At 72.1% G+C, this 23685-nt stretch carries 21 protein-coding genes and 2 tRNA genes; 5 read left to right on the top strand and 18 right to left on the bottom strand.

Features of this window, described 5'->3' with window-relative positions:
* Positions 1 to 2: 2 nt before the first annotated feature.
* From QWY28_RS07020 to QWY28_RS06990, 7 genes are all read right to left on the bottom strand, one after another.
* Positions 3 to 608, bottom strand: coding sequence for an ATP-dependent Clp protease proteolytic subunit (locus QWY28_RS07020; RefSeq protein ID WP_300952283.1), 606 nt, complete (start codon positions 606 to 608; stop codon positions 3 to 5).
* A gap of 153 nt (positions 609 to 761) precedes the next feature.
* A complete protein-coding gene (locus tag QWY28_RS07015; RefSeq protein WP_300951603.1) occupies positions 762 to 1256 on the bottom strand; it encodes an SRPBCC family protein in 495 nt (164 codons plus the stop codon).
* Positions 1253 to 2422 (bottom strand): lipase family alpha/beta hydrolase, encoded by a 1170-nt coding sequence (locus QWY28_RS07010; RefSeq protein WP_300951602.1) that lies wholly within the window; start codon positions 2420 to 2422, stop codon positions 1253 to 1255. Before QWY28_RS07010 ends, QWY28_RS07015 begins: the two co-directional genes overlap by 4 nt.
* A gap of 63 nt (positions 2423 to 2485) precedes the next feature.
* Positions 2486 to 3892 carry a trigger factor gene (gene tig, locus QWY28_RS07005; protein WP_300951601.1) on the bottom strand — a complete coding sequence of 469 codons (1407 nt, stop codon included), beginning with the start codon at positions 3890 to 3892 and terminating at the stop codon, positions 2486 to 2488.
* A 57-nt stretch (positions 3893 to 3949) separates the two neighbouring features.
* Positions 3950 to 4022, bottom strand: a tRNA-Pro gene (locus QWY28_RS07000).
* A gap of 36 nt (positions 4023 to 4058) precedes the next feature.
* A tRNA-Gly gene (locus tag QWY28_RS06995) sits at positions 4059 to 4129 on the bottom strand.
* Positions 4130 to 4242: 113 nt separating this feature from the next.
* Positions 4243 to 6501, bottom strand: a complete 2259-nt coding sequence (locus QWY28_RS06990) for a hypothetical protein (protein ID WP_300951600.1) — start codon at positions 6499 to 6501, stop codon at positions 4243 to 4245.
* Positions 6502 to 6685: 184 nt separating this feature from the next.
* Between QWY28_RS06990 and QWY28_RS06985 the strand changes: the two genes are divergently transcribed.
* Genes QWY28_RS06985 through QWY28_RS06975 form a run of 3 tightly spaced genes read left to right on the top strand, consistent with a single transcriptional unit; the run spans position 6686 to position 11746 of the window.
* Positions 6686 to 7819, top strand: coding sequence for a glycosyltransferase (locus QWY28_RS06985; RefSeq protein WP_300951599.1), 1134 nt, complete (start codon positions 6686 to 6688; stop codon positions 7817 to 7819).
* The gene (locus tag QWY28_RS06980) at positions 7816 to 9291 is read left to right on the top strand and encodes a UbiA family prenyltransferase (RefSeq protein ID WP_300951598.1); all 1476 of its coding nucleotides are present in this window, start codon (positions 7816 to 7818) and stop codon (positions 9289 to 9291) included. The genes QWY28_RS06985 and QWY28_RS06980 overlap by 4 nt, the downstream gene beginning before the upstream one ends.
* Positions 9209 to 11746 (top strand): hypothetical protein, encoded by a 2538-nt coding sequence (locus QWY28_RS06975; protein ID WP_300951597.1) that lies wholly within the window; start codon positions 9209 to 9211, stop codon positions 11744 to 11746. Before QWY28_RS06980 ends, QWY28_RS06975 begins: the two co-directional genes overlap by 83 nt.
* 55 nt (positions 11747 to 11801) lie before the next feature.
* On the opposite strand, the gene QWY28_RS06970 is transcribed toward QWY28_RS06975, so the two are convergent.
* On the bottom strand, positions 11802 to 12968 hold the full coding sequence (locus QWY28_RS06970) for a hypothetical protein (protein WP_300951596.1): 1167 nt from the start codon (positions 12966 to 12968) through the stop codon (positions 11802 to 11804).
* A gap of 228 nt (positions 12969 to 13196) precedes the next feature.
* Complete coding sequence (locus QWY28_RS06965; RefSeq protein WP_300951595.1) at positions 13197 to 13739, bottom strand: hypothetical protein; 543 nt, start codon at positions 13737 to 13739, stop codon at positions 13197 to 13199.
* A 300-nt stretch (positions 13740 to 14039) separates the two neighbouring features.
* Between QWY28_RS06965 and QWY28_RS06960 the strand changes: the two genes are divergently transcribed.
* Positions 14040 to 14765, top strand: coding sequence for a class I SAM-dependent methyltransferase (locus QWY28_RS06960; protein WP_300951594.1), 726 nt, complete (start codon positions 14040 to 14042; stop codon positions 14763 to 14765).
* Positions 14766 to 14787: 22 nt separating this feature from the next.
* Here QWY28_RS06960 and QWY28_RS06955 read toward each other — a convergent pair whose 3' ends face one another.
* The 7 genes from QWY28_RS06955 to metG all read right to left on the bottom strand — a co-directional run bounded on the left by QWY28_RS06955 (position 14788) and on the right by metG (position 20898).
* Entirely contained in the window at positions 14788 to 15882 is a 1095-nt protein-coding gene (locus QWY28_RS06955) for a PP2C family protein-serine/threonine phosphatase (protein WP_300951593.1), read from the bottom strand.
* A 76-nt stretch (positions 15883 to 15958) separates the two neighbouring features.
* On the bottom strand, positions 15959 to 16801 hold the full coding sequence (locus QWY28_RS06950; protein WP_300951592.1) for an Fpg/Nei family DNA glycosylase: 843 nt from the start codon (positions 16799 to 16801) through the stop codon (positions 15959 to 15961).
* Positions 16794 to 17306 carry a ribose-5-phosphate isomerase gene (locus tag QWY28_RS06945; RefSeq protein WP_300951591.1) on the bottom strand — a complete coding sequence of 171 codons (513 nt, stop codon included), beginning with the start codon at positions 17304 to 17306 and terminating at the stop codon, positions 16794 to 16796. Before QWY28_RS06945 ends, QWY28_RS06950 begins: the two co-directional genes overlap by 8 nt.
* Before the next feature lie 12 nt (positions 17307 to 17318).
* The gene (locus tag QWY28_RS06940; RefSeq protein WP_300951590.1) at positions 17319 to 18188 is read right to left on the bottom strand and encodes an alpha/beta hydrolase; all 870 of its coding nucleotides are present in this window, start codon (positions 18186 to 18188) and stop codon (positions 17319 to 17321) included.
* Between the two features lie 11 nt (positions 18189 to 18199).
* Entirely contained in the window at positions 18200 to 18769 is a 570-nt protein-coding gene (locus QWY28_RS06935) for an LURP-one-related family protein (RefSeq protein WP_300951589.1), read from the bottom strand.
* A gap of 25 nt (positions 18770 to 18794) precedes the next feature.
* A complete protein-coding gene (locus QWY28_RS06930) occupies positions 18795 to 19082 on the bottom strand; it encodes a hypothetical protein (protein ID WP_300951588.1) in 288 nt (95 codons plus the stop codon).
* 19 nt (positions 19083 to 19101) lie between these two features.
* Entirely contained in the window at positions 19102 to 20898 is a 1797-nt protein-coding gene (metG, locus tag QWY28_RS06925) for a methionine--tRNA ligase (protein ID WP_300951587.1), read from the bottom strand.
* A gap of 74 nt (positions 20899 to 20972) precedes the next feature.
* Between metG and QWY28_RS06920 the strand changes: the two genes are divergently transcribed.
* On the top strand, positions 20973 to 21647 hold the full coding sequence (locus QWY28_RS06920; RefSeq protein WP_300951586.1) for a GOLPH3/VPS74 family protein: 675 nt from the start codon (positions 20973 to 20975) through the stop codon (positions 21645 to 21647).
* Positions 21648 to 21662: 15 nt separating this feature from the next.
* Here the strand turns inward: QWY28_RS06920 and QWY28_RS06915 are convergent, their stop codons facing one another.
* Together QWY28_RS06915 and chrA are read right to left on the bottom strand one after the other, a co-directional pair.
* Positions 21663 to 22277, bottom strand: coding sequence for a mycothiol-dependent nitroreductase Rv2466c family protein (locus QWY28_RS06915; RefSeq protein WP_300951585.1), 615 nt, complete (start codon positions 22275 to 22277; stop codon positions 21663 to 21665).
* Positions 22278 to 22313: 36 nt separating this feature from the next.
* Positions 22314 to 23669, bottom strand: a complete 1356-nt coding sequence (gene chrA / locus QWY28_RS06910) for a chromate efflux transporter (protein WP_300951584.1) — start codon at positions 23667 to 23669, stop codon at positions 22314 to 22316.
* Positions 23670 to 23685 lie beyond the last annotated feature (16 nt).

Here is a 23685-nt window from a genome sequence, read left to right as displayed (position 1 = left end):
CGTCAGTCCTTCTGGTGGGCCGGGCGGCCGTCGTCGGCTGCCTCGCGGGCGGACTTGATGACCTGGTCGACGAGGCCGTACTCCTTGGCCTGGTCGGCGGTGAACCAGCGGTCGCGGTCGGCGTCGGTCTCGACCTGCTCGCGGGACTGGCCGGTGTGCTCGGCGATGAGGTCGAGCAGGACCTGCTTGATGTGCAGCGACTGCTGGGCCTGGATCTTGATGTCCGAGGCGGAGCCGCCCATGCCCGAGGAGGGCTGGTGCATCATGATCCGCGCGTGCGGCAGGGCGTAGCGCTTGCCCTTGGTGCCGGCGCAGAGCAGGAACTGACCCATCGAGGCGGCCAGGCCCATGCCGACGGTCGCGACGTCGTTGGGGATGTAGTTCATGGTGTCGTAGATCGCCATGCCGGCGTCGACGGAGCCACCCGGGCTGTTGATGTGCAGGAAGATGTCGGCCTCGGGGTCCTCGGCCGAGAGCAGCAGCAGCTGGGCGCAGATCGCGTTGGCGTTCTGGTCGCGGACCTCCGAGCCGAGGAACACGATCCGCTCGCGCAGCAGACGCTGGTAGATGTGGTCGTCGAGGACGTTCAGGCCTGCGCCGCCGTTCATCTCAGGGGCGCCGGAGAGGCTGGGGTTCTGGGTCACGTCGACGACCCTAGCCCGCTGCGCCGACACTTCCACGGGTTGTCCCCCACTGTTCGCCGACAGCGGATTTCGCCGCTCCGGCCGGGGTTCCCCGCCGCGCGGGAGGCGTCCGGCGGGTCAGGCCTCCGCGGCCGCCTTGAGCCGCTCGACGGTCCGCGCCATCCCCTGCTCCAGCTCGTCGGCGTGGGCGGCGGAGCCGCCGAGCGCGAGCGGCGCGAAGACCTTGCTGACCGCGGTGAGCCGCCGCGGCACCGGGCGTCGGTGCACCACGGCGGTCAGGCGACCCTCGGGCCCCGACGGGGCGAGCTCCCAGACCCAGCGCGCGCCGCTGGAGGTCGTCAGCCAGCCGAGCCTGCTGCCCGGGACCAGCTCGTCGACGACGTTGCGGGTCGGCCAGACCGCCGGGCCCCGCCGGTTGACGCCGAGGTACCACTGGCCCACCCGCAGGCCGCCGCGCTTCAGCGGCACCATGCGCACCAGCTCCGGGCTCCACGCGGGCATCTGCGAGAAGTCGGTCAGCAGCGCCCACACGTGCGCGGGCGGGGCCGAGACGACGGCCTCGGCGCGCAGTTCCCGGTCGGGCCCGGTCCTGGCATCGGTCGGCTCGGTCACGGCAGCCATCGTTCCATGGCGCGGTGCACCTCGGGGTGGTTGAGGAGGCCGAAGTGGTCGGTGCGCCCCACGTGGAGCACCTCGCCCCCGGGGAACAGCGTGCGTCCGCTCCGGTCGCGCCCGTACGCCGAGCGGGGCCGCACCAGCAGGTCGCCGACGACGTGGCCCACGGGGTGGCGCTGGGAGCGGGTCAGTGTGGCGGCGACCAGCCGGTAGCCCGCGTGCGGCAGCGGCGGAACGTCCTCGGCGAGGCCGGCCACGAGGTCGTGGACGCCGACCGAGCGCCAGTCGAGGATCCGGCCGAACGCCGCCGTCTCCGGGACCATCCCGAGGCCGCGGCTGCCGTGCCCGATCCCCCACGCGATCGGCGCGCCGAGGTGCGGGGTCCCCAGCGTGATCACCTCCGCCACCCGGTCGGTCCAGGGGCGCTCCTCCTCGGTCGCCACGGCCCCGGCGGCCCGCACGACCAGCCCGCCCAGCGAGTGCCCGACCAGGGCGATCCGGTCCACCTCCACCGGCCAGGCGTCGACGAGCCGCTGCATCAGCGCGGAGAGCGCGACGCCGTTCTCCCGCAGGCCCAGCCCGGTGTTCGCGCGCAGGAAGACCGGCGTCCAGCCGCGGGCCGCCAGCGCCTCGCCGTACGTCGTCCCGGTCCGCTCGCGCCAGCGGTTCCAGTACGACTCGTTCTCGCAGAGCCCGTGCAGGAACACCACGACCTTGGGCGTGGCGTCGGGGAAGGCCCCACCCAGCTCGTCGAGGGGTACGTCGCGTCCACCGCTGCGCACGGCCATGGGGATCGCCATCTGCGGCCGCTCGCGGAGCAGCCGGTCCCCGATCAGCCCGTTGACCGCCGAGCTGACGAACCGGCCGCGCGGGCCGTCCTCGAGCCGCGGGCCGACGCCGGTCGCCGCGGCCCTGTCCAGCCCGACCGACGCGGCACGCAGGCCGGCCGAGACCCCGGCGTACACGGCGCCGGCGATACCGCGGTGGAGCCGGTCGGGCACGACGGACGCGCCGCCGGTCGCGCGACGCGTGAGCGCGCCGACGCGCTCGGCCCACGCGACGTGGGTGTCGCGGACGCTGCGCACGACCAGCTCGTCGGCGACCTGGCTGAGCAGCGAGAACGCGTCGAGGTAGGTGGGGCCGGACGCCGTGGTGGAGGCCATGCAAATGCACGATACCCGTTTGAGTGCACGGTTGTGCACCCAAACGGGAATCGGGACGTCGGGTCAGTCCTCCTTCGAGGACTCCTCCTCGGCGGGCGTCCCCTCGGCGGCCGGCTCGTCGCCGGTCTCCTCGGTGACCTCCATGATGGTGCCGTCGGGCTGGAGGTTCTTCAGCTCGACGACGTTGCCCGAGGCGTCCTTGACGACCGCGGACTCCACGATCGTCGCGAGCGCCTTGCCGCGCAGGATCTCCTGCACGAGCTCGGGGATGTGGTTGTGCTCGAACATGTGGTTGGCGAACTCCTGCGGGTTCTGCCCGGACTGCTGGGCGCGCCGCACGAGGTGCTGGGAGAGCTCGTTCTGGTCGATGCCGAGCTCCTCCTTCTTGGCGATCTCGTCGAGGAGGAACTGCGCGGCGACGGCGTCGCGGACCCGGCGGTCGAGGTCGGCCTCGAACTCCTCCTGGGTCTGGCCCTCGTCCTCGAGGTACTTCTCCATGGTGATGCCGGCGAAGGCGAGCTGCTGCTCGATGTTCTGGCGGCGGGCGTTGAGCTCGTCGGTCACGATGCCCTCGGGCAGCGGCACCTCGACCTTCTCCAGCAGCGCCTCGAGGACGGCGTCGCGGGCCTCGGCGGCCTGCTCGAGGCGCTTGCCCCGGCCGAGCCGCTCGCGCACGTCGGCGGTCAGCTCGTCGATGGTGTCGAACTCCGAGGCGAGCTGCGCGAAGTCGTCGTCGTACTCCGGGAGCTCCTGCTCCTGGACCTGGGACACCTTGACCTGGACCTCGACCTCCTGGCCGACGAGGTCGCCCCCGACGAGCTGGGTCGTGAAGGTCTTCTCGTCGCCGGCGGCCATGCCCTCGAGGGCCTCGTCGAGACCGTCGATCATGCCGCCGCGGCCGACCTGGTAGCTCATGCCGCTGACCTCGGCGCCGTCGACGACCTCGCCGTCGCGGGTCGCGCGCAGGTCGAGCACGACGAAGTCGTCCTTGGCCGCGGGGCGCTCGACGTCGGCCAGGGTGGCGAAGCGCTCGCGCAGCGCCTTGACCTGCTCCTCGACGTCCTCGTCGCTGACCTCGACGTCGTCCACGGAGGCCTCGAGACCCTCGTAGGAGGGGAGGTCGATCTGCGGGCGGATGTCGACCTCGGCGGTGAACTCGAGGACCTCGTTGTCCTCGAACTTGGTGACCTCGATCTCCGGCTGCGCCAGCGGGCTCAGCGAGTTCTCCTCGAGCGCAGCGACGTACTGCTTGGGCAGCACGTCGTTGATCGCCTCGTCCAGGACGGCGCCGCGGCCGACCTGGCGGTCGATGACCATCGGGGGCACCTTGCCGCGGCGAAAGCCGGGGACGTTGATCTGCTGGGCGATCTTCTTGTACGCCGCGTCGAGGCTCGGCTTGAGCTCCTCGAAGGGCACCTCGACGGTCAGCTTGGCCCGGGTCGGGCTCAAGGTCTCGACGGCGCTCTTCACAGGTTGTCTCCTGTCAATCGTTGTCTCGGTCACCGGTCGGTGAGGGTGGGTCGTGCGTCGGGGCGACAGGACTCGAACCTGCGGTCTCCTGCTCCCAAAGCAGGCGCGCTAGCCACTACGCTACGCCCCGCCAAGAGGCCCACCGGAGGTCCGCCGGGCTCCTGAGAGCGGATGACGGGAATCGAACCCGCGTAGCCAGTTTGGAAGACTGGGGCTCTACCATTGAGCTACATCCGCGCGCCGTCATCAGGGCATGCGAGCACGCCTGAGTCCTGCTCTGGTCATCGTGCCACACCGCCGCGGACCCCTCCCAAACGGCCTCGGCGCCGCCGTCGCTCCCCCGGAGCCCTTCAGGGACCGCGGAGGACCGTGACGTTGCGGTCGTAGCCGTCCATCATGTCCGCGTCGTCGTCGGCGAGGCAGAACGTCGCAAGCCCGGGGTCCACGCGCTCGAGGACCCCCGCGCGCCCGGCGTCGTCGAGGACCAGCGGCAGCGCGGACGTCCCCGAGCGACGCGCCTCGGCGGTGAGGGTGAGGGTCATGATGGCGCTGCGGAACCGCGGCGCGCGGAACGACTGCACGTTCCAGCCGTCCACCGTCCGCGGCCGGCCGACCGGCTCGAGGCGCCGTCCGTCGACGTCGACGTCGAGGTTGGCGCGGACGCTGCGCCCGGCGCGGCTGGAGAGCGTGAACGTCGCCGGCGCGGTGGAGCCGCGCACGAGCAGCAGCTGGGCGAAGTCGCGTGCACACGGGAAGCCGCGCATGTAGGTCGTGCGCCCCCAGAAGTACGTCGGTTGGAACGGCGTGAGGATCGAGCCGGTCGGTCCGAGCTCGACGAGCCGGTAGCGCTCGTTCTCCTCCAGCACCGTGACGTCGCCGGAGGTCTCGGCCCCGGCGCCGAGAAGGTAGTAGCGGTCCGGCTCCCGGTCCCACCGCGGGAAGCTGCCGAGGTAGATCGCCGGGAGCACGGGATAGGCGACTTCGGCGTGCTCGCGCAGGCCCAGCGCGAGCCAGACCAGGTCGGTGAAGCGAGGGACGAGCACCGCCACGTCGGCGGCGTCGACCTCCTCGACCCAGCCGAGGGCCTCGTCGAGCTGCGCCGCGTCGACGTGCTGGACCTCCGCGCGCTCGCGAGGCAGGTGCGAGGCAGCGGTGGCGAGGTTGACCGACGCGAACGCCACGGCGACCGCGACCACCGAAGCCGCCGCCGCCCGCCCCGACCGGGGGCGCCCCTCGAGCAGCCTCAGGAGGGCCTGCCACCCGACGACCGCCAGCAGCAGCACGAAGGCCCAGCCGAGCTGGGCGGTGCGGTACTGGAGGTTGCCCGCCCCCGAGCGGTACGCCGACAGCTCGAGCCAGCCGAGCACGAGGACCAGTCCGATGGCAGCGCCACGGGCCGGGCTGCGCAGCCCGACGAGCACCAGCCCGGCGAGGATCGCCACGGCGCAGACGACCGCGGCGACCGAGAAGACCACCACGACGACGCGGCCCCCGATCGGCTGGGCGCCCATCACCGACCGGAGCAGGTCGAGGCCCGAGCGCCCCTCGAACGGCGTGGCGCCGTCGGAGAACCGGCCTCCGATCCGGGCGCTCTCGGCCAGCCAGATCCACGCCCACGGGGTCAGCACCGCGCCGAGCGCCCAGGACGCTGCCACGACGTTGAGCCGTGCAAGCAGCTGACGGCGCGACCCGAGCAGGGCCACCAGTGCGACCGCCGGGACCAGCACGAGCACCAGCTCGGCGTACACCGACGCCAGCCCGGCGACCGACACCGTCAACGGCCACCAGTAGGCCGTGCTCCGCGTCACCGCGTACGACAGGCCGAGGGCCAGCAGCGCCAGCGACACCCCCAACAGGCCGTCGTTCTTGCCCTCGAGCGCCTGCGTCGTCACGTAGAGCGAGCTGGTCACCAGGGGCACGGCCAGGAGCGCCCACCGAAGCCGGACGCCGAGCAGGACCGCGACGACGAACGCCGCGCCACCCATCACCACCACCCAGGTGATCGACAGGGGCGTCACCGTGTCCGACGGCTCCTGGCGCAACAGAAAGGACAGCGCGGACGCCACGGCCGACTGGCCGTACCGGAGGCGGTTGCTGATCACGTCGACCACGGGGCCGTAGCTCGGCGGTGCGCTGCCGACCCAGTCCGCAGGGTTCCAGTAGGGGCCGGGCAGGAGGGGGTGGTCGGTCAGGTACGTCGCGTTGGACGCGAAGTAGAACTGGTCGACCACGACGGTCCCTGCCACCGGCCGGTTGTCCCCCGCCCAGATCGTGGGCAGCGCGACGGCCAGCGCGGCCGGGACGGTCAGCAGCGGGCACAGCAGGACGAGCGGCCCGGTGCTCCGGTCGACCCGCCAGGGCGCTGTCCGCCGCCACACGCCGACCGCGACGCAGGCAGCCACCAGGACCCCCACGAGGGGCAACGTCTGGGGCACCGTCAGCCACCGCGTCGCCGTGCTTGAGACCCCTGCCAGGAGCGCCACCCCGAAGAGCGGCGCGGCCGGCAGCAGGCGTGCGCGGACCTCTGGGGCGACCGGCGCGAGGACCAGCCAGCCGACGGCTCCCAGGACGAGGTACGACCCGACGATGACGAGCAGGGTGACGGTCACGGCTTGTCTCGCCCGAAAGGATGGGGCGCCTCTCGGAGGGTGGTGGTCAGCACGCGCGGCCCCCTCTGCCATGTGAACGGACGAACCGCGCTGGCGGCCCAGTGCATGGTTCCATAGCGGCGGCGCGACCGGTCGCGTCCGCCCCGTCAGCCGACCAGGGGTGTGCGAGATGGGAGCCCGCCGCATGACCACGTCGCACGAGCCCGACGTCGACCTGGTCGTCGCACTGAACTACTACGCCCCCTACGTCTCCGGTGTCACCGAGACCGCGAGGGTCGTGGCCGAGGGCCTGGCCTCGCGAGGGTGGCGTGTCCTGGTGATCTGCGGGCAGCACGATCCCGCGACCCCGAGACGGGAGACGCTCAACGGCGTCGAGGTGCTCCGGACACCGGTCGCCCTGACCATCGGCAAGGGGATCGTCAGCCCGACCTTCGTCCCCACCGTCGCCCGGTGGTCACGCCGAGCCCGGGTCGTCCACGTGCATGCACCGATGCTCGAGGCAGGTGCCGTCGCCGCGGCCGTTCGTCGCCGCGTCCCGCTGGTCATGACCTATCACTGTGACGTCAACCTCCCGGCATCCCGTCTCAACGACGTGCAGGTCCGTGCGCTGGACTTCTCCCACCGCCGAGCGGCGAACATGGCCCGCGCGGTCATCGTCACGAGCACGGACTACGCCTCCAGGAGCCGCCTGTCGGCCCACCTGGAGCGCTCCGCCGAGATCCCGCCGCCTTCTCTCATCCGTCCCGCGGGTCGACCGACGTACCGCGACGGCCCGGGACTGCACGTCGGCTTCCTGGGCCGCATCGTCGAGGAGAAGGGTCTCGAGTACCTCGTGGCCGGCTTCCGTGGTCTGGGCCCGGACGCGCGCCTGCTGATAGGCGGCGACTTCGCGAAGGTGGCGGGTGGCAGCGTCGTCGACCGCGTCCGAGCAGCCATCGGCGGGGACCGCCGTGTGCGCATGCTCGGCTTCGTGCCCGACGCGGCGATCCCGGACTTCTACGCGTCGCTCGACGTCTTCGCCCTCCCCTCGATCAACTCGCTCGAGGCGTTCGGGATCGTGCAGGCCGAGGCGATGATGCTGGGGATCCCGGCCGTCGCCAGCGACCTCCCCGGCGTGCGCGTGCCCGTGCAGCGAACGGGTTTCGGCGCCCTCGTGCCGCCCCGGGACGCAGAGGCGCTGACAGCAGCCTTCCGCAGCCTCGAGTCAGGCCGGCTGGACCGTGCCGCCGGTGCGATCGCAGCTCGTGCCCTCTTCTCGTCCGACAGCGTCGTCGCGAGCCATGCCGAACTGTTCGCAAAGGTGATGGGGCCCGCATGAGCCAGCCCTTCGATCCGCTCACGGCGCCCGGTGAGCCGGCGGGGCGCCTCGACATCCCTCTGGTCGTCGACCTGGACGGCACCCTGATGGCGAACGACATGCTGTGGGAGACCGCGTCACGGTTCCTCAGCCAGCACCCGGGACGCGCCCACTGGCTCGTCCGCTGGGCCGCGCAGGGCAAGGCCCATCTCAAGAAGGAGCTGTGGGCCGCCGCGCCGGTCCGGGTGGAGCGCCTGAAGTACCACGCGGAGCTCGTCGACTGGCTGCGGGAGGAGCGAGCGAGAGGCCGCACCCTCGTGCTCGCCAGTGCGAGCCACGGCGACGCCGCTCGAGCCGTGGCCGACCACCTCGATCTCTTCGACGTCGTCCTCGGCTCCGACGGACGACGGAACCTCAGGTCGGACGTGAAGGCGCAGGCGCTCCTCGACCTCTTCGACGGCGGACCGTTCGAGTACGTCGGCAACAGCCGCCACGACCTGGACGTCTGGCGGCACGCCACGACGGCGCACCTCGTCTCCGCCCGACGGTCGCTGGCGGCCAGAGCCGCCTCGTCCTCGACAGTGGGACGCACCTTCCCCACGCCGCCTGGTCTCGTCCGCAACTGGGTCCGGGCCTTGCGGCCCCACCAGTGGGTGAAGAACCTCCTGGTCTTCCTGCCCCTGCTGGCGTCGCACCGCGTTGGCGAGCCCGCCGCACTCGCGTCCACGGTCATGGCGTTCGTGGCGTTCTGCATGGCCGCCTCGAGCGTGTACCTGCTCAACGACATCGCCGACGTGGAGCACGACCGGATCCACCCCACGAAGCGCGCACGTCCCTTCGCAGCCGGCACCATCGGCCTTGGCTCGGGATGGATCGTCTGGCCCCTCCTGGCCCTGGCGGGGCTCGCCCTCGGGCTCGCTGTCTCGGTGCCGTTCTGCTTGGTGCTCCTCGTCTATCTCCTGGTGACCGCGGCCTACAGCTTCGCTCTCAAGAGGCAGCCGGTGGTCGACGTGCTGACGCTGGCGGGCCTCTACACGATCAGGATCGTCGCGGGGGGCGCAGCCGTCGGGGTCGAGCTGTCCGTGTGGCTCCTCGGCTTCTCGGGCTTCTTCTTCCTCAGCCTGGCGCTGGTCAAGCGCGTGTCGGAGCTGTACAAGACCAGGGAGAGCCAGCTGGCGCCCAACGGTCGCGGCTACGAGTCGCAGGACCTGGAGCTGTTGTCGTCCTACGGCGTGGCGACGAGCGTCGCCTCGGTCCTGGTGTTCACGCTGTTCGTCGACGACCCGGGCACCGCCCAGCTGTACCGGCACCCGCAACTGCTCTGGTTCGCCGTGCCGGTCCTGCTGTGGTGGCTCATGAGGGTCTGGTTGCTGGCACACCGGGGCCAGATGGACGAGGACCCCATCCTCTTTGCCATCAAGGACCGCCGGAGCGTCATCTGCGCTGGTTCGATCGTCGCGATCTTCCTCGTCGCGACTCTTTACCCTGGTTGAGGCTTCCCCGATACGCTTCCGTCGTTTCTCCCGCCGACTGAAGCCTTCAGCCAAGAGATGTGGTCGCCACGTTGAGGAACTTCCTGCACCGCGCACACGCAGCCGGTCACCTCGATCCCGTCGCCACACCGTCGGTCGTAGCCTTCGCGTCCAGGAAGCGGGCGGGACTCGGGTGATCGCCACGGTGCTCATCGTCGTCGCGTTGCTGGCCATCCTGCTCGTCCTGGGCCTCGCCGTCCTCGCCCCGGTGCGGCCGGAGATCCGCGAGAAGCTCCTGCCGGCAGCGCCAGTCCTCGGCGCAGTCCTCATCGCGGTGGTGACGAACTGGAGCTGCCGGTGGCTCTCGATCCGGGAGGCTCTGCCGGTCCTGGCTCTCGTCGTGATCGCGCTGGTGGTCGTGGGAATCCGCCGCAAGACGCGGCCCTTCCACGTCACGCGGCGTGCCTTGGGCGGTCTCGGCCTGGGCGTCGCCATGAGCCTGGGCGGGCTCACCCTCGCCGCCGCGCCGGCAGCCATGGTCGGAGACACCAACGTCGTCTCGCCCACCCAGTACTTCGACCAGTTCTACTACGCCGGGGTGAGCACGTACATCACCGATCATCCACTCCTGCCGGGGCCGGACGTCTGGTCGACGGACGAGTCCGCCGACTCACCGGCCGTCGCGCCCGCTGCCGACACGGTCAACCACCGGTTGCGGTTCGGCCAGTCCGCGGCGGGGGCGGTGCTCAGCGTGCTCGTCGGTCAGGAGGCCTTCAACACGGTGACCGCTCTGGGACTGGTGTGGCTCGTCCTGCTGGGCTTGTCCGCAGCCGTTGCTGCAACCATCCTCGGGCTCAGGACGCGCTGGTCGATGCTGGCCGCAGCCCTGGTCACCAGTTCTTTCTACGTCGTGACGGTGCCCTTGCACGGGAGGAGCGACGGACTTCTCGGCGGCTCGATCGCGTTGCTGGCGATCGCCCTGTCGGTGGCCACCGCGAACCGGCACGGATACTCCTGGCCCCTCGTCCTGGTCGCAGCTGGCCTGGTCTCGACGTACTCCGAGCTCTTCATCGTCGTGGTGCCGACCGTTGCCGGGTTCGTCCTCATCGGTCCGCGCGCGACCCTGCTGCACCGCGCGAACCGGGTCGCCGCCTGCTGGGCACTGTCCTTCATCCTCGCACCCTGGGCCTGGATCTGGATGGCACAGAGCTTCAAGACCACCAACCGACTGACTGCGGGAGCCGCGCCGTTCATCGACAAGGACGGCTGGGCCCTGCTCCGCACGTACCTCGGCATGCCTTCCTTCACGGAGCTCGGCCTGGCCAACGCCGCGGTGTCGGTGTTAGCGGTGGTCGTGCTGGCCGCAGCGGTCATCGGGCTCGCCGGCGCACTCCGGGACCTCGACACCCGGGGGCTCGCGGTCGGGTTCGTGGTGGTCTTCGTCGGCCTCGAGGCGCGAGCCGTGGTCACCAGCGCGACCTACTTCCAGGACCGGGTCATGCAGCTGTGCATGCCGTTCCTCCTCGTGCTCGTCGTGGTAGGTCTCACGCGCTGTCGCCCCGAGCTCATGGCGCCCAGGCTTCGCCGGGTGGTCGGTCGGCACGGAACGTGGTCGATCGGAGTCGTCGCCGGGCTCTTCATCGTCAGCAACCTGAGCACCGTGGCTCTGACCACCTCAGCGGCACGGGTCCGGGACCAGCACGTGCCCGCCGCCTTCACCAGCCAGCTGGTGGATGTCGTCGAGGACGTGGGCGCCGAGAACGTCTCCGTGCTCGCGCCGGCTCTCAACGACACGCAGACGATCGCCATGGTCCTGCGTCGCTTCCCCGAGGTCGACTTCCCCGTCTTCCCCTGGGTGCCGTCGTTCCTCGGCAGCGCATCTCGCTGGGACGGCGAGGCAGACGAGTACTACGTCGTCGGCCCGGGAGCCTGGGTGCTGGGCGATGTCGAGGTGCTGGTCGAGCAGGGCGAGTACAAGGTCGTCAGGCTGACCGAGTCATCGATGGTCGCCGCACCCTTCTTGCCGACGAACTGGTCGCGTCTGCTGTGGAGACGCGGATTCCCCTGCGCCTACGACCACTCCCGAGTAGTGGTCATCCGGGGCAGCAAGCGGCAGGAAGAGATTCGTGTCGGATCCGCCGTCGGACGACCCGGAGGCGCAGGCCTCAAGGTCCATGACGACCGCGGACGTCGGCTGCGCATCGCGGGCAGGACCCGACAGGCAGGCATGTGGACCGTCCAGGCGTTCGAGCTCCCGCGACGTCGCGCAGCCGTGCTGAGCCTGCGTCGCGTCGTCAGGGACCCCGACGCGCTCACGGGCACCTTCCCCGTCGTCGTCGGGGACGGCGCGCTGGACGGGACGCGGCTGCTCCCGCCCGATGCCGGCGCCGCCGACTCCTGCCTCCGCGACACCGCCGGGGCCGACGGCATGGACGGCTACGACCGGGACATCGCCCTGATGCGGACCGCCTGGTGAGTGCCGCGCCGCCGGCACCGCTGTCCTCGCTGGCGGGCCGAGCACCCGCCCACCGCTAGGAGAGCGGGTGGGGACCGCCGGCCCGACGCTCGGAGCGGACACCGCGCGCCCCGAGGACGGTGAGCAGCAGGGCGATCGCCGAGCCGATCGCGATGGGAGTGACGGCTCGAGCGTCGCCGGCGGGGAGGAGGGGGACGGCTACGACGGCCGCGGTCACGCCTGTCAGCCACGACAGGCCGGAGAACCGGTGCGCGCCCCAAGCGACCGCGAGGTCGTTGGCCACGATCGCCAGCAGGAACACCGCGACGCCACCCCCGACAGCCAGGCACAGCCTCGCGCCCACCACGAAGTCCGCCCCGTAGAGCAGCTCGACCAACCAGGGACCCAGAGCCGCTGCGCCGACCGCAGTGGCCAGGGCGAGCGCCATCGTGCCGACGGCCACGACCGCAGTCATGTGGACCGCACGAACGTCCCGTCGGGCGACGTGCCCGGCGATCGGAGCGACGTACGCCGCCTGGCCGGCCTGCATCACGAAGACCGACGTGCGCACGAGGGAGGAGATGGCCAGCAGCGCACCGGCTGACGTGCCTGCGGAAGGCTGGTCTGGGGCGAGGAGGACGGGGCTGTTCAGCAGCAGCTGCATCCCGAACATCGCCGGAACGAGGCTCAGCGCCTCCAGCGACAGCGAGCCCGGGCGCAGGTGCGGTGCAGCGTTCCCCGGGGCCGGGTCCGCCTGTCGACCCAGTCCGCGCGAGCCGAGCAGGACGCTGCCCCAGCACCCCAGCGCGATCGCGCCGGCGTACGCCTCCACCCGGTCGACCCCGGCGACGACGAGCATCCCGCACAGCCCCGTGCGCAAGATCCCGTCCGTGCTCGTCATCAGGGCGTAGACGTCCAACCGACCAGAGCCGGCGGCGAAGCCACGCAGCATCGACTGCCACGTCGTCGCCACCAGGTTCACCGCGAGGACGGCCGTCAGCCCCCAGGGGCCGCGCCCGTCGCGGTCGGCCACAGCCATCACGAGCACGAAGGCAAGCGTCCCTGCTGCGGCGGTGCACAGACCCCATCTGACGGCCCAGGCCGCCAGGACCGGCGGTGTGGCCCCTCCCGCGCGACGTCGCGCGACGATCTGCTCCAGTGGGAGGAAGCCGCCGACCACCACGACCAGCTGGACGGCCCAGTAGAGCGAGAAGTCGTCGAAGGCAGCCGTGCCCAAGCCCATGGCAGCCAGGACCAGCAGCGCATACGTCGTCAGTCCGCCCACAGCAGCGCCGAGGGCGACCCAGCTGGGCGCGGCGGGACTCGCGGGCTTGCGGATGGGCCACCTCGAGACGGACAGCGACAGGGGTCGTGCCGCTCGGGTGAGCGGCACGACCCCTGTCGTGTGAAGCGTGCGATCAGGTCACAGGCGACGTTGCCTCACGACCCCCGGACCCAGGCTACGAGACCGTCAGCGGATGCCCTTGGTGACCGTACGGCCCCACTTGGTGTCCTCGCTGCGCTCGATCACCGCGTAGTAACGGGTCTTCTTGTCACCGTTCAGGTCGGCGCGCTTGAACTGGGCGAAGCCCGAGTTGTTGAGGAACTTGCTCTTGACCCGCTTCGCCTCGCCGTTCTTCACGCGAAAGAGCTTGACGCGGGCGCCGTCGGCCTTGGGGGCCCGGATCTGGACGAGGTTGTAGCCGAAGAGCGAGTCGCGGTCCTTGGCGTTGAACAGCTTGATGCTGGGGCTGATGGGCGTCCGGACCGGGTCGGTCGGGCCGCCCGGGCCGGTGCCCGTGCCCGTGCCCGTGGACGTGCCGGTGGCGGTACCGGTCGACGTGCCCGTGGAGGTACCGGTCGACGTGCCCGTGGAGGTACCGGTCGACGTGCCCGTGGAGGTACCCGTCGACGTGCCGGTGGAGGTACCGGTGGCAGTGCCGGTCGCCGTCCCCGTCTCGGTACCGGCAAGCAGGTTGGCGGGGCTTGCGGTGGTCGCGTAGACCGTTCCCACGCCCGATCCCACCAGTACGAGTGCTACGAGTCCGCCTACGTTGCGTAGCCGCGCGGACCTTCGAGTGGCCTGGTTCATTCAGATCTCCTCTAGATGCTGCGGCACTACGCCGAGCCGATCAGTGCACCTTCACTATTGCACAGCAATTCATCACGAAACCACTTGAACAAATTTCGTGTGGTAGACGGGCGAAATTCACCCCTCGGAATGGGAACGACCCGTGATTGCCGCCACAGAACCCATGAGGCGGCATCCGCTGAAAGGCTGGACCGCACGCTCGAAGCCCTTACTGTGGTGGCCGTGGATGGACCCCTCGCCGACGTCGCCCGCCGCTGGACCGCCCTGGGCGCGTCCGACCCGATGTGGGCGGCGCTCACCGACTCAGGCCGCGGCGGACAGTGGGACGCCGGGGAGTTCCTGCGGACCGGGAGGGCCGAGATCGACGCGGTGCTGGACCTGCTGCGCCGACGCGGCTGCACGCCCGTCCTCGGCACGGCGCTCGACTTCGGCTGCGGGCCCGGACGGCTCACCGCCGGTCTGGCGGCGGCCGGGTTCGAGCGCGTGATCGGCGTCGACGTCTCCCCCACCATGCTGGAGAAAGCACGCGAGGTGCTCCCCACGGAGCTCGCGGACCGCTGCGAGTTCGTGCTGAACACCGCCACCGACCTCAGCGTCGTGCCGACCGACTCGGTCGACCTCGTGTACACCTGCCGGGTCCTGCAGCACATGCCGCCGACGTTGTTCCGCGGCTACCTGCGGGAGTTCATGCGCATCGTGCGGCCCGGCGGCCTCGCGGTCTTCCAGGTGCCGGCCGGCCCCGCACCCGGACTCGCCGGCGCACCTGTCCGCCTCCTGCCCGCCCCGGTCCTCACGCGGCTGCGGGAGGGGATGCAGATGCACAGCGCCTCACCGGCCGAGGTCTCCCGACTCATCGCCGACGCGGGCGGGGTGACCGTCGCCATCGAGGAGGACCGGAGCGCCGGGCCTCGGTGGAGCAGCCACCTCTACGTCACGCAGGCCCGCTGACGGACACTGCGCGCGGACGCGCTCAACGGCGGTTGACGACCACCATCGCGCGGTCGTCGTCGCGGGAGCCGAGGGCCGCGACGAGCCGGTCGGCGGCGCCGCGGAAGTCGCCGCGCAGCAGCCCCTCGGCCTCGCCGAGCATCCGGTCGATGCCGAGCTCGATGTCGCGCCGGGGCTCCTCGACCATGCCGTCGGTGTAGAGCAGCAGGGCGTCGCCGGGCTGGAGGCGGCCGGCCGACGCGGTGTACGCCGCCTCGTCGATCAGCCCCAGGATCGGCCCGTCACTGGTGAGCACCGACCATCGGCCGCTGCCGGCCGCGCGGACGACGGCCGGCGGGTGGCCCGCGGTGCGGACGGCGTACTCCCCCGTGACGAGATCGAGGGAGAGGTGCACGGCGGTGGCGAACCCCTCCTCCCAGTCCTGCTGCAGGAGGTAGGCGTTGGCCGCGGGGAGGAACCGGTCGGGCGCCAGCGCGCCGAGGAGGCCGCCGAACGCGCCGGAGAGCAGCAGCGCGCGGGTGCCGGCCTGCTCGCCCTTGCCGGAGACGTCGACGACGACGACCTCCAGCCGGTCGGTGCCGTGCGGGCGCATCGCGACGACGAAGTCGCCGGCGAAGGGCGTGCCGCCGGCGGAGCGCAGCGCCGTCTCCACCTGCCACCCCTCGGGCAGCGCGGGCACGCCGCCCTGGTTGAGGATCCGGTCGCGCAGGTCCACGAGCATCGACTCGCCGAGCACGTTCGCGACGCCGAGGCGGGACCGGCGGAACGACGTGAGCAGCACGATGAAGCCCATGACGAACTGGATGCTGACCGCCCCGACGACCCGGGGGGTGATCGAGTCCTGCACGGCCAACGAGATCGTCAGCAGCAGCATCAGGACGATGACGAACCACGGCAGCGTCCGCGGGCCCAGGACCAGGCTGCCGAGCAGGAGCGGGACCATCTGCGCGGTCAGCGGCATGTCGTCGGGGTAGAGCGCGACCAGCACCGTCGCGAGCAGGCCGAGGCCGATCAGCCCCGCGGCCCAGCGGGTCTCGAGCGGCAACCGCCGCCGCAGGACGGAGGCGTACCCGCGCCGGCGCGCCGAGAGGCGCCGTACGTCGGGGGCAGCCGTCATGGTCGCCTCGCAGGGAGTCGTCGTGGGGGCCGGGCGGACCGGCCGCGGTCCACCGTCCGCCCAGGTGGGGGCGGGTTCACTGTACGGCGCGCGAGCGGAACGTCGGCTGGCAACGCGGACACCAGAACAGGTTGCGTCCCTGCAGCACCTCGGTGCGGACCTTCGACCCGCAGACCAGGCAGGGCTGCCCGTGGCGGCGGTAGACGTAGACCTCGCCGCCGTGGTCGTCCTTGCGCGGCGGGCGCCCCATCGCCTCGGGGGTGTGCTCGGGCCGGACGGTGTCGATGCGGCCGGTGCGCACGCCCTCGGCCATGAGGACGACGAGGTCGTCCCACATCGCCTGCCACTGGCCCCGGCGCAGCGTGGTGCCCGGGCGGAGCGGATGCATCCGGTGCCGGAAGAGGACCTCGGCGCGGTAGACGTTGCCGACGCCGGCGAGCACGGTCTGGTCCATGAGCAGCCCGCCGATCGGCGCCCGGCTGCGGCGGATCCGCCCCCAGGCGCGGTCGGGGTCGGCGTCGGGGCGGATCGGGTCGGGTCCGGAGCGCTCGACCACCTGGTCGCGCTGCGCGGCGGTGACCAGCTCACAGGTCGTCGCGCCGCGGAGGTCGGCGTACGCCGTCCCGTCGCCGCGCACGATGCGCATCCGCACCTGCCCCACGGGGTCGGGGACGTCCACGACGCCGGTGTGGACGTCGAGCTTGCCGTAGAGCCCGAGGTGGACGTGGACGAAGCGCTCGGCGGGGAACTCGACGAACAGGTGCTTGCCCCACGCCTCGGCGCCCTCGAGCAGCTGCCCGTCGACGAGCGCCGCGGACTCGGCGAAGCGCCCCTGCGGGCTGCCGACGCGGACGACGTGGCCGGCGAAGGCCTCGGAGAGGTCCAGCGCGAGCCGGTGGAGGGTGTGCCCCTCAGGCATCGCTGCTCTCGTGGCCCCGGGCGGACTCCGGCAGCGGCGGGAGCACGCGGGTGGTCTCGTACGACGCCAGCTGGCCGATCCGGCGCACGTGCCGCTCGTCACCGGTGAAGTCGGTGCCGAGGAACACCTCGACGAACCGCGTCATCTCCTCGAGGGAGTGCATCCGGCCACCGACCGAGACGACGTTGGCGTCGTTGTGCTCGCGGGCCAGCACCGCGGTCTCCTCCGACCACACGAGCGCGCAGCGGACGCCGAGCACCTTGTTGGCCGCCATCTGCTCACCGTTGCCCGAGCCACCGATCACCACGCCGAGCGCGTCGCGCCCCGCGGCCTGGTCGGCGGCGACGCCCTCGGCCGCGCGGAGGCAGAAGACCGGGTAGTCGTCGAGCGCGTCGTGGACGAACGGTCCGTGGTCGACCGGCTCGTGCCCCTGCTCGCGCAGCCAGGCCACCAGGTGGTCCTTGAGCTCGAGGCCGGCATGGTCGGAACCGAGGTGCACGCGCATGCCCCGATCCTCTCAGGGCACGTGCTGGCGGACGAAGCCGGCCACCTGGCCCATCAGCGGCTCGGCGGCCGGGAAGACCGACGGGTGTCGCCAGAAGCCGTGGAGCTGGCCCTGGTACCGGGTCGAGACGACCTCGACGCCCTCCTCGGCGAGGCGGAGCGCCAGGTGCTCGCCCTCGTCGCGCAGCGGGTCGTGCTCGGCGGTCACCACGAGGGTGGGCGGCAGCGTGCCGAACCGGTCCGAGCGCAGCGGCGCCAGGTCGGGGTGCTCGAGGTCGGCCGGCGTGGCGGCGTACTGCTGCCAGTACCAGGCGGCCTCGCGCGGGTCGAAGCCGTCGGCCGCGGTCCGGTAGGACTCGAAGCCGGCGGTCGGGTCGAGGAACGGGTAGACGAGCACCGCCGCGGCGAGGACGCCGGGGTGGCGCAGCGCGGCGACGAGCGCCAGGTTGCCGCCGGCGCTGTCGCCGTGCGCGACGTACGGCCCCGGCTCGTGCGCCTGCAGCCAGCCGAGCGCCGTCGAGACGTCGTCGGGCGCGGCGGGGAACGGGTCCTCGGGAGGGCGCCGGTAGTCCACGCTCAGGACGGACAGGCCCGTCCGGTTGGCGAGCCGGCGCGCCGAGGCGTCGTGCACCTCGACGTCGTGGAAGACGAAGCCGCCGCCGTGCAGGTGGACGACCACGCCGGGCCGGGCGCCCGCGGGCCGGTAGAGGCGGCAGGGGACGCCGTCGGCGTCGACGTCGCGGACCTCCGCGACGTCCTCGCGCGGCTCGGCCAGCGCGGCGGCGCGTGCCTGCGCGCGCTCGGCGTCGATGTCGTGCTCCTCGGACCACACCGGCGGGCCGGCGGGCTGCTCGAGGGCGCGCCGCGACTCGGGGAACAGCACCGGCGCCGTCCTCAGCGCTGCATCAGCGCGTCGAGGCCCACCGCGATCGCGGCGGCGACCCGGAAGTCCACCCGCTGGTCCGGGACGTTCACGGTGTACTTGTCCCGCATCGAGACCTGCCGCTCGACGCTCATCAGCGGCTGCCCGTCGCTGCCCACGAAGTCGAAGTGGATGGGCAGGAACGGGATGTCGGTGAAGCGGCGGATGAGCGCGACCGCCTGGCTGCGCTCCTGGCCGGTGGCCTGGTAGCCGGGGCCCTCGACGTGGAACGTCGAGCGCAGGAGGCTGGCGCCGAAGTCCTTGCGGAAGAAGCCGATCTGCTGGCCGGCCTCGTCGGTGATGTCGTAGCCGGCGTTGAGGTCGAGCTTGCGGCGTGCCTTGAACGCGAACACCGGGCGGCTCTTGCTGGCGTCGCTGAAGAAGGTGACCTGCTCCTTGAACGCCAGCCGCTTCTGCTCGGCCAGGCCGTACATCTGCCCGAACGAGCCGTCCGGGTTCGCGGCGTACAGCTCGTAGCGGTTGGTCGTCATGGCGATCTTCTGCTTGACGAAGAAGGTCGGCAGGTACATCTGGGCGCTCATGGCCGCAGCCTAGGGCGCCGGACGCTCAGGCGCCGCCGTTGTCCCCGCCGAGGGAGCCCGGCGTCGTCGGCTCCACGTCCGCAGGCGCGTCGCCGCCCACCTCCGCGAAGCTAATCGGGTGCCCGGAGCGGACGGCCTGGGCCACCTCGCGGACCCAGGCGTCGTCGTCCAGCGCCATGCCGGCCTGCGCCATCTCGCGGCGCAGGGTGTCCTCCACGTCGATGTCGGCGTCGGCGGTGTACGCCGTCGCCGTGGCGTCGACCGCGCGCTGGGTGGCCGCGCGGACCTCTGCCTCGTCAGGAACCTCGCTCATGCGCACCCGGTACCCCGCTTCAGGCCTCGGCGAGCCGCGCGAGCTCCTCCTCGACCACCGCGACGTCCAGCTTGGTGAAGACCGGGGTCGGCTTGGCGACCGGCGTGCCGACGACCACGGGCCGGCGCTCCCACCGCGGCGCGGTGGTGTAGTCGCCGGTGATGACCGGGTAGCCGGCCCCGCCGTCGAGGTCCTCGGCCTCCTCCAGCCGCGGCATCGGCGCGACGTCGCCCGCGCCACCGAGCGCGGCGTCGACGAGGTTCGCCGAGAACGGCAGGAACGGCGCCAGCACCAGGTTCAGGTCGGCCACGCACTGCGCGACGACGTGCAGGATCGTCCCGAGCCGCTCGCGCTGGTCCTCGCCCTTGAGCTTCCACGGCTCGGTGTCGGAGACGTACTTGTTGACCTCGCCGACCGCACGCATCGCCTCGCCGATCGCCTGCTTCTGGCGGTGCCGGCCGATGAGCTCCCCGACGGTCGCGAAGGCGCCCTCGGCGACGGCCAGGACGGCCTCGTCCTCGGGGGCCAGCGGACCGGCGGGCGGGATCTCGCCGAAGTTCTTGGCGATCAGCGTGGCGGTGCGGTTGACCAGGTTGCCCCAGCCCGCGACCAGCTCGTCGTTGGTGCGCCGGACGAACTCCGACCAGGTGAAGTCGGCGTCCTGGTTCTCCGGGCCGGCCGCGGCGACGAAGTAGCGGAACGCGTCGGGCTGGTAGCGGCTGAGCAGGTCGCGCACGTAGATGACGACCTTCTTGGAGGAGGAGAACTTCTTGCCCTCCATGGTGAGGAACTCCGAGGAGACGACCTCGGTGGGCAGGTTGAGCACGCCGTACTCCCGCGGCTCCCCGCCCCTGGCGCCCTTGCCGGCGTAGGCGAGCAGCTCGGCCGGCCAGATCTGGGAGTGGAAGGTGATGTTGTCCTTGCCCATGAAGTAGTACGACAGGGCCTCGGGGTCGTTCCACCACCGGCGCCACGCCTCGGGGTCGCCACTGCGCCGCGCCCACTCGATCGACGCCGAGAGGTAGCCGATGACGGCGTCGAACCAGACGTAGAGCTTCTTGGTCGGGTTCTCGCGCCAGCCGTCGAGCGGGACCGCGATGCCCCAGTCGATGTCGCGCGTCATCGCACGCGGCCGGATCTCCTTGAGGATGTTCTGGCTGAACCGGATGACGTTGGGCCGCCAGAGGCCGGTCGCCTCGCGCTCGTCGAGCCACTCCCCCAGCGCGTCGGCCAGGGCGGGCAGGTCGAGGAAGAAGTGCTGGGTCTCGACGAACTCCGGGGTCTCGCCGTTGATGCGCGACACCGGGTTCTTCAGGTCCGCGGGGTCCAGCTGGTTGCCGCAGTTGTCGCACTGGTCGCCCCGCGCCCCGTCGTACCCGCAGATCGGGCAGGTGCCCTCGATGTAGCGGTCGGGCAGGGTGCGGCCGGTGGACGGCGAGATGGCGCCGTACGTCGTCTGCTCGACGAAGTAGCCGTTCTGGTGGACGCCGAGGAACAGCTCCTGCACGACCGCGTGGTGGTTGCGCGTGGTCGTGCGCGTGTAGAGGTCGTAGGAGACCCCGAGCGCCGCGAGGTCCTCGGCGATGATCCGGTGGTTGCGGTCGGCGAGCTCCTGCGGGGTCAGGCCTGCCTCGTCCGCGGCGATGAGGATCGGGGTGCCGTGCTCGTCGGTGCCCGACACCATGAGGACGTCGTGCCCGGCCATCCGCATGTAGCGGCTGAAGACGTCGGAGGGCACGCCGAAACCGGCGACGTGGCCGATGTGGCGCGGGCCGTTGGCGTACGGCCAGGCGACGGCGGACAGGACGGTGCTCATGCGCCCGATCCTAGGGTCGGTCGCGCGCCCGTCGTGCCTCCGGCCCGCGCCGCGCGACGGCTAGCGTGATCCGCATGACGCTCATCGCCGAGGACCTCCTCCTCCTGCTGCTCGACGACGAGAAGGGGACGGTCGCCGCGAGCAGCTACCTGCAGGCCGCGCTCGGCGGTGCGCTGCTCGTGGAGCTGGCGCTCGCCGGGTCCGTCGAGGTCGAGGAGAAGCGCGGGTTCTGGCACTCCGCGAAGGTCCGCACCACCGCGGCCGCCGCGCCGCAGGAGCCGGTGCTGGCGGCGGCCCTGGCGACGGTGGCCGAGAAGGAGCGCGGCGCCCAGGACCTGGTCGGCCGGCTCGGCAAGGGCGTCAAGGACGACCTGTTCGCGAGCCTCGAGCGGCGCGGCATGGTCGAGCAGCGCCGGGACAAGGTCCTGGGGCTGTTCCCGCGGACCACCTGGCCCGCGGTCGACTCCACCCACGAGGACGCCGTACGCCGTGCGCTCACCGCGGCGCTCGTCTCCGGCGCCGAGCCCGACGAGCGGACCCGCGCGCTGGTCGCCCTGCTCGACGCGCTCGGCCGCGCGCACCGGACGGTGGAGCACCAGGGCATGTCGGCCGGCGAGGTCCGGCGGCGCGCGAAGGCGCTGGCCGACGGCGACTGGGCGGCGAAGGCGGTCAAGGACGCCATCGCCGCCTCGACGGCGGCGATGACCGCGGCGGTCGCGGCCGGTGCCGCGGCCGCCGGGTCGTCGTGATGCCCTCCCGACGCCCTAGCTGAAGTCGAGCTCGGCGGTGCGCGAGCGCTTGAGCTCGAAGAAGTACGGGTAGCCGGCGAGCAGGACCGCGCCGTCCCAGACCTTGCCGGCCTCCTCGCCCTTGGGGATGGAGGAGAGGACGGGGCCGAAGAAGGCGGTGCCCTCGATGGCGATGGTCGGGGTGCCGACCTCGTCGCCCACCTGGTCCATGCCGAGGTGGTGGGACTTCTTGATCGCCTCGTCGTAGGAGGCGTCGTCCATCGCGTCGGCCAGCGACGTCGGCAGGCCGGCCTCCTGGAGCGCCTCCTCGATCACCTCGCGGGTGAAGTCCTGACCCTCGTTGTGCCGGCGGGTGCCCAGTGCGGTGTAGAGCGGCAGCAGGGCGTCCTTGCCGTGGGCCTGCTCGGCGGCCATGACGACCCGGACCGGCTGCCAGGCGGTCGCGAGGAGGTCGCGGTACTCCTGGGGGATGTCCTTGTCCTGGTTGAGGTAGGCCAGCGACATCAGGTGCCAGGTGACCGAGATGTCGCGGACCTTCTCGACCTCGAGGATCCAGCGGGAGGTGATCCAGGCGAAGGGGCAGGCGGGGTCGAACCAGAAGTCGGCGTTCGTGGTCGTGGCTGCAGTCATGGTTGCAGTCAACACCCGGCGCCCGAGCGGTGTTCCTCAGGTCGTCAGCAGGTGCAGCGCCAGCCCGAGGAGCGCGCACACACCGAGCGTCCGCAGCACCGACCAGCCCAGCCGCAGCACCAGCACGGCGGCGACGCCCGCGACCACCACCGCCGGCCAGGACCACGACGACCAGACCGGCAGCTCGAGGCCGAGGTGGTCCCAGCCGACGTGCCGGGTGTCGGCGAAGAGCGTGTGGACGGCGAAGAACAGCGCCAGGTTCGCGATCACCCCGACGACGGCCGCGGTGACGCCTGCCAGCGCCGCCGAGAGCGGGGCGCTCCCCCGCAGCCGCTCGACGTACGGCGCGCCGAGGTAGATGAACAGGAAGCTCGGCACGAACGTCACCCACACCGTCAGCAGCGACGCGAGCACCGCGGCCAGCCACGGGTCGAGACCGCCCGGGTCGCGGTGGGCGCCGAGGAACGCCACGAACTGGACGACCATGATGAGCGGCCCGGGCGTCGACTCGGCGAGCGCGAGCCCGCGGGCCATCTCGCCGGCGCCCAGCCACCCGTAGGTCTCGACCGCCGCCTGGGCGACGTAGGACAGCACGGCGTACGCGCCGCCGAAGGTCACCAGCGCCATGCCGCCGAAGAACAGCCCCTGGTCGGTGTAGACGCTCGACCGCCCGCCGGCGAGCAGCCAGGCGACGACGACCGGCGCGGCCCACAGCACGACGCCGACGACGAGGACCAGCGCGTTGCGCCGCCACGACGGCGGCGCGGTGTGGAGCGCGTCGTCCGGCACGAGCGGCGGCGGTCCGTCGTCGGGAGCGAGCTCCTTGGGCTTCGCGAGGCCGGGCACGCGGCGGCCGACCAGCCAGCCGACCAGGCCCGCGCCGAGCACGACCGCCGGGAACGGCACGTCGAGGACCGCCAGGCAGAGGAACGCGGCGACCGCGAGGGCCACCAGCGCCGGGTGCCGCAGGGAGCGGCCGCCGATCCGCAGGACCGCCTGGAGGACCACCGCCACGACGGCCGGCGCCAGCCCGAGGAACAGCCCGGTGACCACGACGCTGTCGCCCTGCGCGACGTAGAGCCAGGACAGGGCCAGCAGCGCGACGACGCCGGGCAGCACGAAGAGGACGCCTGCGACCAGCCCGCCGAGCCACCCGTTGAGCAGCCAGCCGGTGTAGACCGCCAGCTGCTGCGCCTCGGGACCCGGCAGGAGCATGCAGTAGCTGAGCGCGTGGAGGAAGCGCCGCTCCCCGAGCCACCGGCGCTCGTCGACCAGCTCGCGCTGCATGACCGCGATCTGCCCGGCCGGCCCGCCGAAGGTCTGCAGGGAGATGCGGAACCACGCGGCGGTCGCCTCGCGGAGGGGTACGACCTGGGTCTCGCGTCGGCTCACGGCGGGATCGTGGCAG

It is taken from the genome of Nocardioides oceani (genome assembly GCF_030412965.1).
Classification (GTDB): domain Bacteria; phylum Actinomycetota; class Actinomycetes; order Propionibacteriales; family Nocardioidaceae; genus Nocardioides; species Nocardioides oceani.
The sequence above is the reverse complement of the archived record's forward strand: the minus strand, read 5'-3'. Positions and strand labels throughout refer to the sequence as shown.